This window comes from Pedobacter sp. (genome assembly GCF_045628745.1).
In the GTDB taxonomy this organism is placed as follows: domain Bacteria; phylum Bacteroidota; class Bacteroidia; order Sphingobacteriales; family Sphingobacteriaceae; genus Pedobacter.
In genome coordinates this window covers 1-14,384 of sequence record NZ_JAZQPU010000335.1, presented here as the reverse complement: position 1 = coordinate 14,384, position 14,384 = coordinate 1, and the positions used below count along the sequence as shown (strand labels likewise).

11 protein-coding genes and 1 pseudogene are annotated in these 14,384 nt (G+C 37.1%); 11 read left to right on the top strand and 1 reads right to left on the bottom strand.

The genetic code is table 11. From position 1 onward, the window contains the following. The first annotated feature begins 676 nt into the window (after window positions 1-676). From ACR2F7_RS12400 to istB, 11 genes and pseudogenes are all read left to right on the top strand, one after another. Window positions 677-1,264: an RNA polymerase sigma-70 factor gene (locus ACR2F7_RS12400; RefSeq protein WP_432713872.1), complete on the top strand. Its 588-nt coding sequence runs from the start codon at window positions 677-679 to the stop codon at window positions 1,262-1,264. Window positions 1,265-1,332: 68 nt separating this feature from the next. After that, window positions 1,333-2,481: a FecR family protein gene (locus tag ACR2F7_RS12395; protein WP_432713871.1), complete on the top strand. Its 1,149-nt coding sequence runs from the start codon at window positions 1,333-1,335 to the stop codon at window positions 2,479-2,481. Window positions 2,482-2,659: 178 nt separating this feature from the next. Next, window positions 2,660-5,968 carry a SusC/RagA family TonB-linked outer membrane protein gene (locus ACR2F7_RS12390; RefSeq protein WP_432713870.1) on the top strand — a complete coding sequence of 1,103 codons (3,309 nt, stop codon included), beginning with the start codon at window positions 2,660-2,662 and terminating at the stop codon, window positions 5,966-5,968. 10 nt (window positions 5,969-5,978) lie between these two features. Continuing rightward, window positions 5,979-7,385, top strand: a complete 1,407-nt coding sequence (locus ACR2F7_RS12385) for a RagB/SusD family nutrient uptake outer membrane protein (protein ID WP_432713869.1) — start codon at window positions 5,979-5,981, stop codon at window positions 7,383-7,385. 10 nt (window positions 7,386-7,395) lie between these two features. Continuing rightward, window positions 7,396-8,106: a DUF4843 domain-containing protein gene (locus ACR2F7_RS12380; RefSeq protein ID WP_432713868.1), complete on the top strand. Its 711-nt coding sequence runs from the start codon at window positions 7,396-7,398 to the stop codon at window positions 8,104-8,106. A 1-nt stretch (window position 8,107) separates the two neighbouring features. Beyond that, window positions 8,108-9,520, top strand: a complete 1,413-nt coding sequence (locus tag ACR2F7_RS12375; RefSeq protein ID WP_432713867.1) for a PKD-like family lipoprotein — start codon at window positions 8,108-8,110, stop codon at window positions 9,518-9,520. Window positions 9,521-9,525: 5 nt separating this feature from the next. After that, entirely contained in the window at window positions 9,526-10,992 is a 1,467-nt protein-coding gene (locus ACR2F7_RS12370; protein WP_432713866.1) for a redoxin domain-containing protein, read from the top strand. A 538-nt stretch (window positions 10,993-11,530) separates the two neighbouring features. Next, window positions 11,531-12,589, top strand: a complete 1,059-nt coding sequence (gene istA / locus ACR2F7_RS12365; RefSeq protein WP_432713865.1) for an IS21 family transposase — start codon at window positions 11,531-11,533, stop codon at window positions 12,587-12,589. Window positions 12,590-12,595: 6 nt separating this feature from the next. Then, window positions 12,596-12,685: pseudogene (locus ACR2F7_RS12360) on the top strand (Mu transposase domain-containing protein); the annotation flags it as partial. A 33-nt stretch (window positions 12,686-12,718) separates the two neighbouring features. Continuing rightward, window positions 12,719-13,075 carry a hypothetical protein gene (locus ACR2F7_RS12355; RefSeq protein ID WP_432713864.1) on the top strand — a complete coding sequence of 119 codons (357 nt, stop codon included), beginning with the start codon at window positions 12,719-12,721 and terminating at the stop codon, window positions 13,073-13,075. A gap of 22 nt (window positions 13,076-13,097) precedes the next feature. Then, entirely contained in the window at window positions 13,098-13,829 is a 732-nt protein-coding gene (gene istB, locus ACR2F7_RS12350; RefSeq protein ID WP_432710413.1) for an IS21-like element helper ATPase IstB, read from the top strand. Between the two features lie 21 nt (window positions 13,830-13,850). On the opposite strand, the gene ACR2F7_RS12345 is transcribed toward istB, so the two are convergent. Next, window positions 13,851-14,384, bottom strand: a 534-nt coding sequence (locus ACR2F7_RS12345; RefSeq protein WP_432713863.1) for a DDE-type integrase/transposase/recombinase, incomplete at its 5' end; no start/stop codon positions are given.

Here is a 14,384-nt window from a genome sequence, read left to right as displayed (position 1 = left end):
TTCATTTCAAAATGTTCGAGAATAAAGTCGGGAAGAAATAAACTAAGTAAGGGAAGGTAGCTCTCTTGCATCGTGTGTAAAATGATAAGTCACAAAGCTAGAAATTTAACCCCTGCTCCACAAGTTTATGACTTGATCCGTCATAAACTTGTGGAGTTAAAGTTCTAGCTCTCCTTGTTCACTATCCATAATGCATAATTTTTATAGGGGGAATTCTGGAGAAAAGTGAAAAAATAAACATATTACTAGCTCGGTAACACTCATACGGCTGGCCCACATTCAAGAAATATGCTTAGCCCAGAATCACCTAGATATGCACTTTTATAGTAATTGGTAGAGTCCTAGTTACTTTAACTGATTTTACTGCAATCCGATTTCAAACCATAACTGGGCGGTCAGCACGCTCCATATAATCTTCATCATATGTATTTTCATTTATCAGCTAACATATAGATCGAAATTATCGCAATCAGAGCCAGCTGCAAGTACGAACCCTTGCTATTAAAGTAATCCATATTTCTTTCTCGAAAGCAAGTCGCTAATGAAATTTCCCCTAACCCGCCATAATCTTTTAAAGCGTTTTTGATGCGTGTAATGGCAAAAAATTATCTAGTAAACACACAGGTTATATAATAATAAAATTAAAATTTTCATATATTAGGTGACTTAAGTTTACATGGTGAAAAAATATAGTGTCTGTAATGATTTAGAAATTATTCGTTATATTAAAAAGGATGATTGCTCTGCATTTACCGAACTATATAATCGATATTGGGAGAAATTATTAGTGGTCTCACTGAATCGCCTTAATAACCTGGAAGCTGCTCAAGAAATTGTTCAGGATGTTTTTACAAGCATTTGGGAAAGAAGGTCAGAGCTTGATATTAAATCTACAGTCTCCTCCTATCTTGCTGTTGCTGTTAAATATAGAGTTATTGACTTATTAGCCAGTAAAGCATACAAAGTAAAAAAAACTGAAATCCAGGAAGCTATCCTTAGCGGTTTTGAGCCATCAGTTGAAGAACAATATTTTGAGAAAGAACTTATCAAAAGAATTGAAGAAACAATTCAGAATTTACCTGAAAAATGCCAGCTAGTCTTTCGCCTCAGCCGTGAATCAGGTCTAACATATAAGCAAATCGCAGAAAAACTTAAAATTTCAGAAAAAACGGTCGAAGCACATATGTCTAAAGCGCTAAAAGAGCTTCGATTAAACCTCGGTATGGCTTGTATTTTACTGACTTTCTTTATGAATCAAAAATAATCTTAAAATAAACTAAGGGTAAGCCCATTATTTTCCGACTATATTGATGTAATAGGGAAAATATACACGTGGAAAATAAGATTAATCAAGAACACATAGAAGCTTTAGCATTAAAAGCTAAGTTAGGAACCATTTCTGATGAAGAATGGCAGATTTTAGATACCTGGTACAGTTCTCATAACGACGAAATTGCTTATTTCTCTGACAAAGCCGTTAATAAAGAAACTATAAAAGCTTCAATATTTCATCATATTCAAGAAAAAATCCAGAAAAAGCCAAATAAATATTTGTTTTGGATGTATCGCGTTGGTTCTGCCGCAATCCTAATCATTTCTCTCGGAGTATTAACGCACCTCTATCTCGATAGAGAAAATCATAAAAAACCTGACCATTCTATAGCTGCCATTTTACCCGGCAAAAATCAAGCTTTGCTCACCTTATCTAATGGAGATAAAATGGTATTGAATGACCTTACTAGGGGCATTTTATCAACCGAGTCTGGTGTTTCAATAGTAAAACAGCCCGACGGACAGGTTGTGTATGAAGTAAAGGTTAAAAATAAAGAAATTACCCCAACTGGCTATCATACTTTTGAAACGCCTCGTGCTGGTCAATTTCAATTAAAACTACCAGATGGAACTCAAGTGTGGTTAAATGCATCCTCCTCTATCCGTTTTTCAACATCACTTGCGCGCAATGAAATTCGTAAAGTTGAGTTAACTGGCGAAGCTTATTTTGAAGTAACAAAAAACCCACAGCATCCATTTGTGGTCCTTACTGCGGGACAAGAAGTTGAAGTTTTAGGGACCCATTTTAACATAAACTCCTATCCTGAAGAAACGACTACCAAAACAACTTTAGTGGAAGGTAGTGTAAAGGTTAAAATTCTATCTGGCAATAAGTCTCTCCTATTGCATCCTAACCAGCAATCAATTAGCAGTGCTAATGAAATCTATATGAAAAGGATTGATCCAGAGGCCGAAATAGCATGGAAGAATGGTCTGTTTGTATCAGAAGGACAAGACTTCAAAACGATGATGCGTGCAATTGGTCGTTGGTATGATGTAGATATAGTGTTTGAATATGATCCGGTCGATCTACATGTTTCTATGCATATTTCTAAAACCCGAAATATCAAGGAAGTGCTAAAAAATCTGGAGGCAACAGGAGATGTACATTTTGTGATTGAAGGAAGGAGGGTACGTGTAATGAAGTAATTTTTACAAATTTTCTAATGAGCAGATAAAAACCGGACCACGATGGCGATCGAGATCCGGATTAATAAACATCAATTCATCTGTCAGAGATGAACTTAACTTACCTAATTAAATGTATAAAAAAATTATTAACTATCTAGGCATACCTCCTGGCTATGTCAAAAAATATCTATTTCTTATGAAATTTACCGCATTTATTGTACTGATTACAATTTTACAGGTAAAAGCTGCTACAACATCCGCACAAAGTGTTACGTTGAACGAAAATAAAAGTCGACTATCAGATGTAATCAAAAAAATCAGATTGCAAGTTGGATATGATTATATTTACAACGAAGATCTTATTAATCAATACAATGAGGTCAGTGTGCATTTGAAAAATGCAACTTTAGCAGAAGCCTTACAACAAACCTTCAACCACCTACCCCTAACTTACAGCATTGAAAATAACATTGTAGTTATTAAGCAAAAAAGTCAACCTTCTGTTAAACCAAGTAATAATGAAAATGTACGAAAGGAATTTGAAGGTAAAGTTATTGATATCGACAGTAAACAACCTTTAGTGGCCGTTACCATCAGCATTGCTGCTGGTAAGGCTATAGCTCAAACAAACAGTTCAGGAAGTTTTAAATTAACCGTAGATCAGGGAACCACCTTAACTTTCACCTTGGTTGGCTACAAGCCTAAACAGGTTATTGTTAAAGATAGCAACGCACCAATGGTCATTTCTTTAGAACCTCTTGTCAATGAGATGAAAGATGTGGTTGTTACAGGGATTTTCAATAGAAAATCAGAATCTTTTACGGGTTCAACTTCTAAAATTTCTGGAGAAGATATCAAAAAAATAAGCTCGAGTAGTATTTTCACAGCTATATCTGCTATTGATCCTTCATTTAGAATGGTTGCTAACAATGCGTCGGGAGCTAATCTAAATCAATTACCACAGATACAAATGAGAGGTGAGAACTCTTTTCCTAATTTATCTGGCGAATTGTCTAATAATCCTAATGAACCTTTATTCATTTTAGATGGTTTTCAAGTTCCATTACAGCGGGTAGTTGACCTTGACATGAACCTTATTCAAAATATTACACTTTTGAAAGATGCCTCTGCTACATCTATTTATGGTTCTCGTGGAGCAAATGGGGTAATGGTCATCACTACCATACCTCCTGCTGAAGGTAAAATCCAAATCACCTATACCCATGACTTTAGAATAAATACACCGCAGTTATCTGTATATAACCTATTAAATGCTGCAGAAAAATTAGATTTCGAAAAGCGTGTTGGTATCTATGAATCAACAATTCCTATTCAACAATATGGTCTTGACTTAGTTTATAGCGAAAGAAATAAGTCTGTTTTAAAGGGGATAAATACAGATTGGCTTAAAATTCCAACACAGATTGGCTATAGCAATAGAAGCTCAATAAGACTTCAGGGTGGTGATCATACACTTAAATATGGCTTGCAATTTTCTGCAGATTTGCAGCAAGGCGTAATGAAGTCACAAGATAGAGACAACTATTCAGGACAAATTGATTTATCTTATACCACAAACAAGATTCGTTTTATGAATTCACTGCGGGTGTATTCCAATAAAGCCAATTCTTCCCCATATGGTAGCTTTAGTCAATATGTTGCTGCAAATCCTTATTACTCCCCTTATGATCAGGATGGCAATGTTCAATATTATATGGAGGATATTCCTTTCCACTCCTCTTATCAGCCATACCGTGCCATCAACCCTATGTACAATACAACTTTGCACTCCATTAATAGCACTGGATATTTTGGTGTGACTAATAATTTATCCTTACGATATAATGTATTACCATTCTTGTTTTTCGAATCTAACTTATCAATAACGAAGCAAACTAATGATGCTACGCAATTCTACTCTGCACAGGATACAAGATTTGCAAGTTATACGGAGGTTTCAAGAAAAGGTTTGTATTCGGCTACAGATGGTAACGAATTTAATTATGAAAATGTAACCACGGCTAATTTAAACTTACGTCAGGGTAAAAGTCAATTCTTCTCTACTTTAGGATTAAATTTCGGAAGCGATAAAAGCGATTATTATACGATCGTGGCAGAAGGTTTTCCTTATGATAAACTTGATAATTTATTATTTGCGAATCAATATCAAACTAACGGTAAGCCTACAGGAGATGAAAGTGAAGCGCGTAGAATAGGTTATTTGTATAATGGAAACTATAGCTATGACAACAAATATCTTGCTGATTTTTCCATCCGTCGTGATGGTTCTTCTCAGTATGGTTCAGATAAAAGGTTTGGTACATTTTGGTCTACAGGTATTGGTTGGAACATGCACAATGAAAACTTCTTGAAATCATATGAGTGGATGAACAGACTAAAACTTCGTGCTACTTACGGAAGTACTGGTTCCTTAAATATCCCTGCTTATTCTGCGCTTTCAAGGTATGCATTTGGTGTCAATTCATCCTATTATAACGAGTTGGGTGCAACCACAGATATCCTGGGAAATACAAATTTAAGTTGGCAAAACGTATACAAATTAAATGTGGGTTTAGACGCTTCCTTATTTAACCAACGTTTAGAATTTCGTGTAGATTTATATAAAGAAAACACTAAAAATGCATTGGCTCAGGTAACATTGGCCCCATCTTCGGGCTATGTAGATTTCCCTGAAAATTTAGGTGAGCTGGAAAATAAAGGTGTTGAATTTTCAGCAAAATACGTGATCATCAATAAAAAGGCTGAAGGCATTTTGTGGTCTGTAAATGTAAATGGGTTCTCTAATTCTAATATTTTAAAGAAACTATCCAACAAACTGAGATCGGTGAATGATGAACTTAATGAAAAAAACCTTAATCAGGTTTATCCTAATATGTTATTGGTTGAAGGGCAATCAATTAACACCATTTACGCTGTTCGTTCATTGGGCATCGATCCTATTACAGGTTCAGAGATTTTCTTAGACAAAAATGGAAAACAGACATTTCTCTGGAATGCGGCAGATAAAGTAGCAGTGGGTGTTAATCAGCCTAAATGGAATGGAAATTTCGGATCTAATCTCTATTATAAGGGGTTTGAGGCAGGATTAATTTTTAATTACCAATATGGTGGTCAATTATATAACCAGACATTGGTTAATCGTGTAGAGAATGTAGACCCTAGTCAAAATGTTGACCGTAGAGCTTATTCACTGGGCTGGCAACACCCTGGAGATGTTAGTCAATATAAACGCATCCAATCTACAGTAATCACCACTAATTCCACTTCGCGTTTTGTACAAGATGATAATAACCTAAAGTTAACAGCTGCTTCTATGGGATACAATTTTATAGGGAAGCAATTCCTGAAAAAGGTAGGCTTAAATAGTCTGGGCATTACAGCATCGGCTAATGATGTAATCTGGCTTAGTTCAATTCAGGTAGAGAGAGGTACTGACAACCCTTTTGCTAGAACCTATTCACTGTCTATTAGAGCAGGATTTTAAAGAATTTGATATGAAAATAAACATACTATTATTTGCAATTTTATTATCGGTATTAACCTTAAATTCTTGTAAGGATTATTTAGAGGTAAGTCCGAAATCCAGTATATCTGAAGAAGCGCTTTTCGATTCAGAAGTTGGATTTGAACAAGCACTTGTTGGCATTTATGCAAAGTTGTCTGCAGCCAACCTTTATGGAGATAAATTATCATTAGGCTTTGTATCTGCATTAGCGCAGAATTACAATATGACCAGTGTTGGGGCTCCATATACACAGACTACAGCTTACAACTATGCTGCTGACGAATGTAAAACACATATTTCCAACATTTGGTCTTCTTCCTATAATGCAATCGCTGGATTAAACAAAATATTAAAACAAGTTGAACTGAAAAAAAGCATATTGAGCCCTGCTTCTTATGCAATGATAAAGGGTGAGGCCCTGGCATTACGTTCTTATTTGCATTTTGATTTGCTCCGCTTATTTGGTCCTCATCCTCAAAAAGGGGCTAATCTTAAGGCTATCCCTTTTGAAGAGAATGCTGACAATTTTGTAAATTCTCCACTTACTACCTCCGAAGTCTTGAATAATATTTTAAGAGATCTTGAACTTTCAGCCTCTTTAATGAAAAACTACGAACCCGCATATACTGAAGATAGGCAGATCAAGCTGAACTATTATGCGGTGAAAGGTTTAGATGCTCGGGTATCACTTTATAGTGGAGACAAGGCTCGTGCAGCGGCAGCAGCCAAAATAGTGGTAGAATCTAAACAATTTCCATTTGTTAATATCAGTACGGTAGCAGCTGTAGCTGGTTCTAAAAACAGACTTTTCAAGTCAGAGCTTGTATTTGCCTTGCGCTCAAGAAATATGCAAACCTGGACTGATTCTTATTTCAGGTATAAATTAAATACAGCCTGGTCGCTACGTCGCCCAGATGCCGAAATCAATACTTTATATGAAAATTCATCTACAGACATCCGTAGAGTCTATTTATTTGAAGAAGAGCAAAACACTTTATATACTTCTAAATTTTGGCAAACTTATACTTTGTCGAGTGGAGAAAGCCAAACATCAACCGGTAGAATGGATCAATTGGTGCCAATGATCCGCATTTCAGAGATGTATTATATTCTCGCTGAAACTGCAGCAACAGTTGAGGAAGGTATTAAATATATAAATTTAGTTCGTTCAGCACGCGCTATAACCACCTTGCCAACCACAAATATTGCTTCGTCATTCCTGGAAAATGAAATTAAAAAAGAATACCAGAAGGAATTTTATGCTGAGGGCCAACTATTCTTTTATTACAAAAGAATGTTAACAGAACGTATTCAATTTCTTACTCCTGTAATGAATTTTAATAATTATGTTTTGCCAATACCTGAGACAGAATTGGAATATAATCCCAATTATTAATGCAAATATCATGAAAAGAATAATAAATATATACTGGCTTGCTATCGCAATATTGATGGGCTGCCAAAAGGAAGATGTATCTTTTTATAATGGCGAATCTGGAATTTCATTTTACCTAAACAACAATGAAGTCGATAGTTTGAATTATAGCTTTGCTTATAATGCTTTTGAGAAAAAAAGTGACACTTTATTTATAAAAATGCGCTTGCAGGGCTATGTGTCCAATTCCGATAGAAAAGTAAAAGTGACGGCTGCAGATGGAACAACGGCAAAAGAAGGTGTTGATTTTATACTGCCAGAAGCAGTTTTGAAGGCAGGTGAAAATACTATCTCCTATCCGTTGGTTGTCAACAATACAGCTAAAATGAATGAAGAAGCTTACCTGATTAAACTTCAAGTCGCAGCATCAGAAGATTTGAAAGTAAGCGCTTTAGGAAAAGAAATTGGCAATACTACAGCTACGGACACCTATAAGGTTTGGGTATCAAATATCTTGTTGAAACCAGTTTACTGGACGGAAATGCAGTCCTATTATGGTGTATTTAGTAAAACTAAATACCGTTTTATGGTTCAAACATTAGGCATAACAGATTTCTCCTTAAAAAATGTAGGCTATTATGGTGCTTATAATTACCCATTAAAATTACGTATTGCATTGTTAGAATATGAAAAAGTTAATGGTGAACTAATTGATGAATTTAACAATAGAATATCATTTTAACATGAAAAGAACAATATTTCTATTTAGCTTTTTATCTCTATTTTGGATAATAGGCTGCTCTAAATTTGAGCAGGATTTTACATTGAATAAAATTAATGAACTAACCATTTCTACAGAAAAAACAGCATTTGAATTGGTGCAGTTTGATTCTCTGCTCATCGCTCCTACCATATCAGAATCGTCAAGTAGTCCTCAAGGTTATTCTTATGAATGGAAGGCAATCATTGCTGACACCGTATTTAGTTTTTCTAAAGAGAGAGATCTACACATGCCTGTAACATTTTCTCCAGGAGCTTATTTGTTGCAATACATTGTTACCGATAAAAGTAACGGATCGCAGACAATGAAGTTGTATACACTAAAAGTAAATGGTGCATTTTATGAGGGCTGGTTAGTTACTCATAATAAACAAAATAAGGGTGTTTTATCATTTGTAAGATCAGATGATAAAGTTTTTCTATCACCAGCACAAGATGTGAACCATAAAGAATATCCGGGTAAGGCACTAGCAACCCATTATTCATACCTGAACAACTATCCAGCATTAGCATCCTTATTGTATTTTACCACAGAAGGCGTCGTTAGGTTTAATCCTAACAATTTCGATGAGATTGGCAATACGGCTGGTATCATGGGTAAATCTATGACTTTTGTAGATCCTGGTTTTGGCATATCCACATTAGCATCAGATCAGTATATCATTGATAATGGAAACTTATATGCTGGTTTTGGAATTTTTAATCCTGAGGAGATTTTATCGCCTTTTTCTGACCGCTTTACAGGTGATTATAGTTTGTTTCCTATAGCATTTCCGGCTACACCTTTTGCAACTTATTTCTATGATAATAAGTATAAACGATTCATGCAGGTAGCCTATCGCACCCGTATCATATCAAATTCAACAGGTAACACCACGGCAGCTTTTAACATGTCTAATGTAAATCGCACAATGGTTGCTGCCGAGAAAGGTGGAACAACGAATTATAATAGTAATTTTTATTTCGTCATGGAAGGAACTGATGGCCGCTATTTTATGTCATTGAATGGAGCAACTCCAAAATATAATGTAAAGGTAGCCGATACCAATGCGCCTGATTTCAGCAGAGCTACTAAGTTTTCAGCATCAGCAAGTAATATTGAAAACATGTATTACGCATATGATAACAAAATTTATCTGTATGATATTAAGAATAATACAGCAACTAAAATTTATGAATTTGCTGTTCAAAATAAAGTAACCTTCTTGCAAGTGCAAAAGAAGACTAGTAAACAAATTGCCGTGTCAACATTAAATGGTACTGCTGGTGAACTCTATCTTTTCCAGATAGATGACATGGGACATTTTGTAGGTAATACGTACAGTAAAAAATTCGAAGGATTCGGAGACATCATTCACTTAAGTTATAGAGACTAAACAACATGAAATATATTTTATTAACCACCTTATTATTAGCTGTACAAGTTACATTTGCACAGAAAATTTCTTTAGATAGCATTCAGGTTAGGGCAAGAGAAATAGCACAAATTAAGAGCGAAAAAGTTCGTCTACAAGAATTGCAGCTGTTATCTAAAAGCAAGTTGGAAGAGTCTCAGCTGATTGTTTATTGGTATTACAGAAATGATCAGAATGAGGCAAAAGTAGCTGAAATACAGGCCTCCATACTGAAAAAGTTTCCAAAAGGGAGATTGAACACACAGCAGCGTTTGCAAAATATTGGCCAAATGTCTGATGTAATGGTGAAGGACTCTCTTTATACTTCCCTTCTAAAATCAGATAAGCACCTCAACCTTGGTGTGCATAACCTGACAATGGTGCTGGAATTTGCAAAAATTGGAAATATGGATAAAGTTGAGCAATATTTAAATCAAATCGAATATGCCAAAGATCCTAAAGGTAATGCCATTCAAGCGATGCAGATTTATCCAATTATGATTCAAAATTTGATACGTCATGATACTAAAACCGCACTTCCGTATATCACAACTTATATTGAATATACGCGTGCACAATTACCAGAAAATAATAAGATTTGGTCTGCTGCTGTAGGAAAATATTATAACGCATTACTAGCTTATTTTGATGTATTTATTCAAGATAAACAATATGAACAAGCCTATAATTATAATAATTTTTTACAACTTGAATTATCAAAATATGTAGACGTAGATAGAAGTCTTCATGCTAAAATTCAGCAAAATTACCTGGTCAGTCTTGTGAATACCAAAAGATATAAACAAGCTTTTCCACTGATAGAAGCATCTTTTAAAGGTGAGAACCGTATTCCAGGCATCGTAAACCACTTAAAAATGGCCTATGCTGCAAATTACGGTAGCTTTGATGGGTTTGAAGATTATTTAAAAAAGCTGGAACAAAAGAAAAATGATTTTGTAATTAAGCAAACCTTAAATGCTGCGATCAATGTGCCCGCTCCTGATTTCACCCTTGCTGATGTTGATGGTAAGCTGGTACGCCTTAGCGACCTTAAAGGTAAGGTGGTAATATTAGATTTTTGGGCAACCTGGTGTGAGCCATGTAAAGCCTCATTTCCAACTATGCAGAAAGCGGTAAACAAATATAAGGATGATAAAGATGTCAAATTTCTATTTCTACATACATGGGAAAAAGGTGGCGTTAATGCCACTAAAGATGCTAAGCAGTATGTTGTAGACCATAACTACTCCTTTGATGTACTGATGGATTTACGCAATGTTGACACTAAAAAATCTGCAGTCGCAGAAGCCTATAAAGTTTCAGGAATACCAACGAAAATTATTATTGATCCCCAGGGTATGATGCGTTTTATTACAACGGGATTTTCTGCTGATGAGGGTAAAGCGCTTCAGGAGATATCGACCATGATTGATTTTGTGAAGAAGAATAAGTAATTACACTCATCTCTGCATCGAAAACGCTGATGTTAAACAAGAGGTTGTATCATTTAAAAAATGAGCAACCTCTTGTTGTTTTATAGCTTTTATTAGATATTTAAAAGTGCACCCATCACTACAAGCACTAGACTAGTTACGATGTCTAATAACTGAGATACCTATAGACCCTAAATCTATAGCGCGTGGACACGAAAAAAATATGGGCAAATTTTGCTGTAGCCGACCCCGATGGTCATAAATTCAATGTATTTTATAGGTAAGTGATACGATTGCAAGAGTTTTGACTACAACAAAAGTAGATTTGGCTACATCTGTTTTTTAACGACCATGCACCTTTGCATAGTTCATCAAACAGAAAAAAATGAAAATTATACTTACATGGATATTCCGCTCCAAAGTACGCCACGATTCCGACACAAAGTACACCACTTATTCCGCGCCAAAGTATACCACTAAGCAGTGTTTAACCGCCAGTTACGCTAAGTTTGGTTTGTAACCAAAAACCACTTGCAGTATGGCAAATAAGCTACTTAGTATGCATAAGATAAGACAGATACTTTTATTCCTTGAGCGCGGTGTTTCCCAGCGGGCTATCGAGAAGGAAATAAAGACGACAAGAAAAACAATTGCCCTCTACCTGCAAAAGTTCCAACAAACCGGGCAGGAGTTAACCGAACTTTTGAAACTTCCAGACGAACGGTTGGAACAGATTCTTGGCTTGCATAAGCCATCTGTACCACAGGATGCTGACCCCCGCAAAGCTCATTTCATCAGCCAGATCATGTACTTTAACAAAGAACTTAGCCGTACCGGGGTGACCCGTTTACTGCTTTGGGAAGAATATATTAAAGAATATCCTTCAGGCTTTCAGTATTCCAGGTTCTGCGATTTACTGCAAGACCACATGAAATTGAACAATGCAGTGATGCACTTTGTTCATACCCCGGCAAAGCTTTTGGAAGTAGACTTCGCAGGTGATGTCTTACATTATGTAGATCCTTCAACAGGAGAACTTATTGCCTGTCCAGTGTATGTTGCTGTACTCCCTTTTAGCGGTTATGGTTATGTAGAGGCTCTTCCTGACGCCAAACTGCCTCAAGTAGTAAAGGCTCTGAATCACACCATTAACTATTTTGGAGGAGTGCCCCTAACTGTAAAATCAGATAACATGAGACAGTGGGTCTCTAAAAGCTGTAAATACGAACCGGTATTCACTGATATGCTGGAGCAGTGGGCAAACCATAATAATATTGCTTTACTGGCTGCACGTCCCTACAAACCAAAAGACAAGCCATCGGTTGAGAACAATGTAAAGATCACTTACAGGCGTATCTACGCAGCACTACGTAACCAAACTTTCCATAGCCTGTCTGAACTCAACAAAGCGATCAAAGAAAAACTCGACAAGCACCACCAGCTGAACTTCCAAAAGAAAACATTCAGCAGGCAAGAACTCTTTGACAGTCAAGAAAAAGCATTATTGCAACCGCTACCCGAATCCGCCTATTCCATACGACACTACACCAAAGCAAAAGTGCAGAAACATTACCATGTGCTGGTGGGCGAAGACGGCCACTTTTACTCTGTTCCATAGCGTTACATCGGTAAAGAAGTTCGGATTGCCTATGATCAGGACACCGTTGAGATCTATTACGAGGGTCAAAGAATCGCTGTCCATACCAGAAATTACACCAGCCATGGTTATAGCAGTATCAAAGAACATATGCCTGAAAGGCACCAGGCAATCACACTACAACGTGGATGGAGCCCTGAATACTACTTAAAAAAAGCGGAAGATAACGGACCGCACACTTTGAGGTTCTTTAAAAAGCTAATGGACAGCAAACTGGTGATCGATCAGTCTTATACTTCCTGCACCGGGCTGCTGAGATTAATGGATGCTTACGGCTGTGTTCGTATGGAAGCAGCCTGCAAAAGGGGTTTAAGGGGACACAAGTTCAGTTACACCGCGATCAAAACGATCCTGGATAATAAAATGGATCTGTTGGAAGAAGAAAGCATCAAAGAGTTTCGTATTCCTGCCCACAATAACCTCCGGGGCCCTGAATCCTATAATTAGTCAAATACATATATCCTTAAAAATGAATACACAAAACACCGTAGAACAACTCAAAACACTTAAACTGACTGGAATGGCTAAACGTTATGAGGCCGCATTATCATTGCCTGTCCATGAGCTGCAGGATGTCCATGCTTTGATCGCCATGATCACCCAGGCAGAAATGGAATACAGAGATTATTCCCGAACCCAGAAGTATCTCAAGGCCAGTAAGCTCCGCTATCATGCGCTGCCTGAAGATATACTTTGTAATGCGGAAAGAGGTATTACAAGAGAACAGGTGCTAAGGCTTTCTGATGGTATGTTTATAGAAAAAGGTGAGAACGTATTGATCACCGGTGCCACCGGATGCGGTAAATCTTTTCTGGCCTGTGCCCTGGGGCGCAGTGCCTGTTTGCTGGGTTACCGCACCCAGTACTTCAGTATGAACAAATTCCTGGATGCACTGGCTCAGGCCAGGCTCGATGGATCTTACCTTAAATGGATCAAGGGTATCTCCGCAAATAAGCTGCTGATCCTGGATGACTTTGGACTAAAGGCTTTGAACAATGATGCAAGAATTGCACTGCTGGATATCCTGGAAGACAGGTATGGAAACGGCTCAACAATGATCACATCGCAACTCCCGGTGGATAGCTGGTACAACTTTATTGATGAGCCAACGCTCGCTGATGCTATTATGGACAGACTGGCAGCTTCTGCACATAGAATAGCGCTTACAGGTAAATCTTTGAGAAAGAAAAAAAATCATTAAGTTTGAAAATATCACACTTACTTAGTGGTGATACAGGCCGGTCTGGTTGGCGTACTTTGCTCCGGAATAAATGGGGTACTTTAGCGCGGAACACTGGCGTACTTTCGTCGGAATATCTAGTTTGAACAAAAGAGTGTTGTACCACTCCAATAAGACGGAAATTTCCCTATTAAGATCATCCAGAGAAAAGAAGGTCATCTCCCGTAAGGGATAATAAATACGCTGGTAGACAAAATGCACCGCATTCTCAACCAGGGCCTTGTCCTGGGGAGAGTAGCTACGGGTGGGATTGATGACACAATTATAATGTCGGGCAAAGTCTTTAAAGCTACGGTTGACATCGGCTTCGTATTTACTCGATCTATTAACTGCGGACTTTAGGTTGTCCGATACAATCGCTTTAGGCGATCCGCCATAGAAACGTAAGGCATTTGCACAACAGGATAGCATGTCTTCGCGTTTCTGGCTCATACATGCCTGAACATAGGTGTACTGGCTGCAGGGAAGTATGGCTACAAATACTTCCACGGGAACAATCTCTCCGGTCTGCTTATC

Excerpts from the sequence above, each read along its gene's own strand:
- ACR2F7_RS12400 (WP_432713872.1), top strand. The coding sequence starts at position 677 with ATGGTGAAAAAATATAGTGTCTGTAATGATTTAGAAATTATTCGTTAT.
- ACR2F7_RS12390 (WP_432713870.1), top strand. The coding sequence starts at position 2,660 with ATGAAATTTACCGCATTTATTGTACTGATTACAATTTTACAGGTAAAA.
- ACR2F7_RS12385 (WP_432713869.1), top strand. The coding sequence starts at position 5,979 with ATGAAAATAAACATACTATTATTTGCAATTTTATTATCGGTATTAACC.
- ACR2F7_RS12380 (WP_432713868.1), top strand. The coding sequence starts at position 7,396 with ATGAAAAGAATAATAAATATATACTGGCTTGCTATCGCAATATTGATG.
- ACR2F7_RS12375 (WP_432713867.1), top strand. The coding sequence starts at position 8,108 with ATGAAAAGAACAATATTTCTATTTAGCTTTTTATCTCTATTTTGGATA.
- ACR2F7_RS12370 (WP_432713866.1), top strand. The coding sequence starts at position 9,526 with ATGAAATATATTTTATTAACCACCTTATTATTAGCTGTACAAGTTACA.
- istA (WP_432713865.1), top strand. The coding sequence starts at position 11,531 with ATGCATAAGATAAGACAGATACTTTTATTCCTTGAGCGCGGTGTTTCC.
- ACR2F7_RS12355 (WP_432713864.1), top strand. The coding sequence starts at position 12,719 with ATGCCTGAAAGGCACCAGGCAATCACACTACAACGTGGATGGAGCCCT.
- istB (WP_432710413.1), top strand. The coding sequence starts at position 13,098 with ATGAATACACAAAACACCGTAGAACAACTCAAAACACTTAAACTGACT.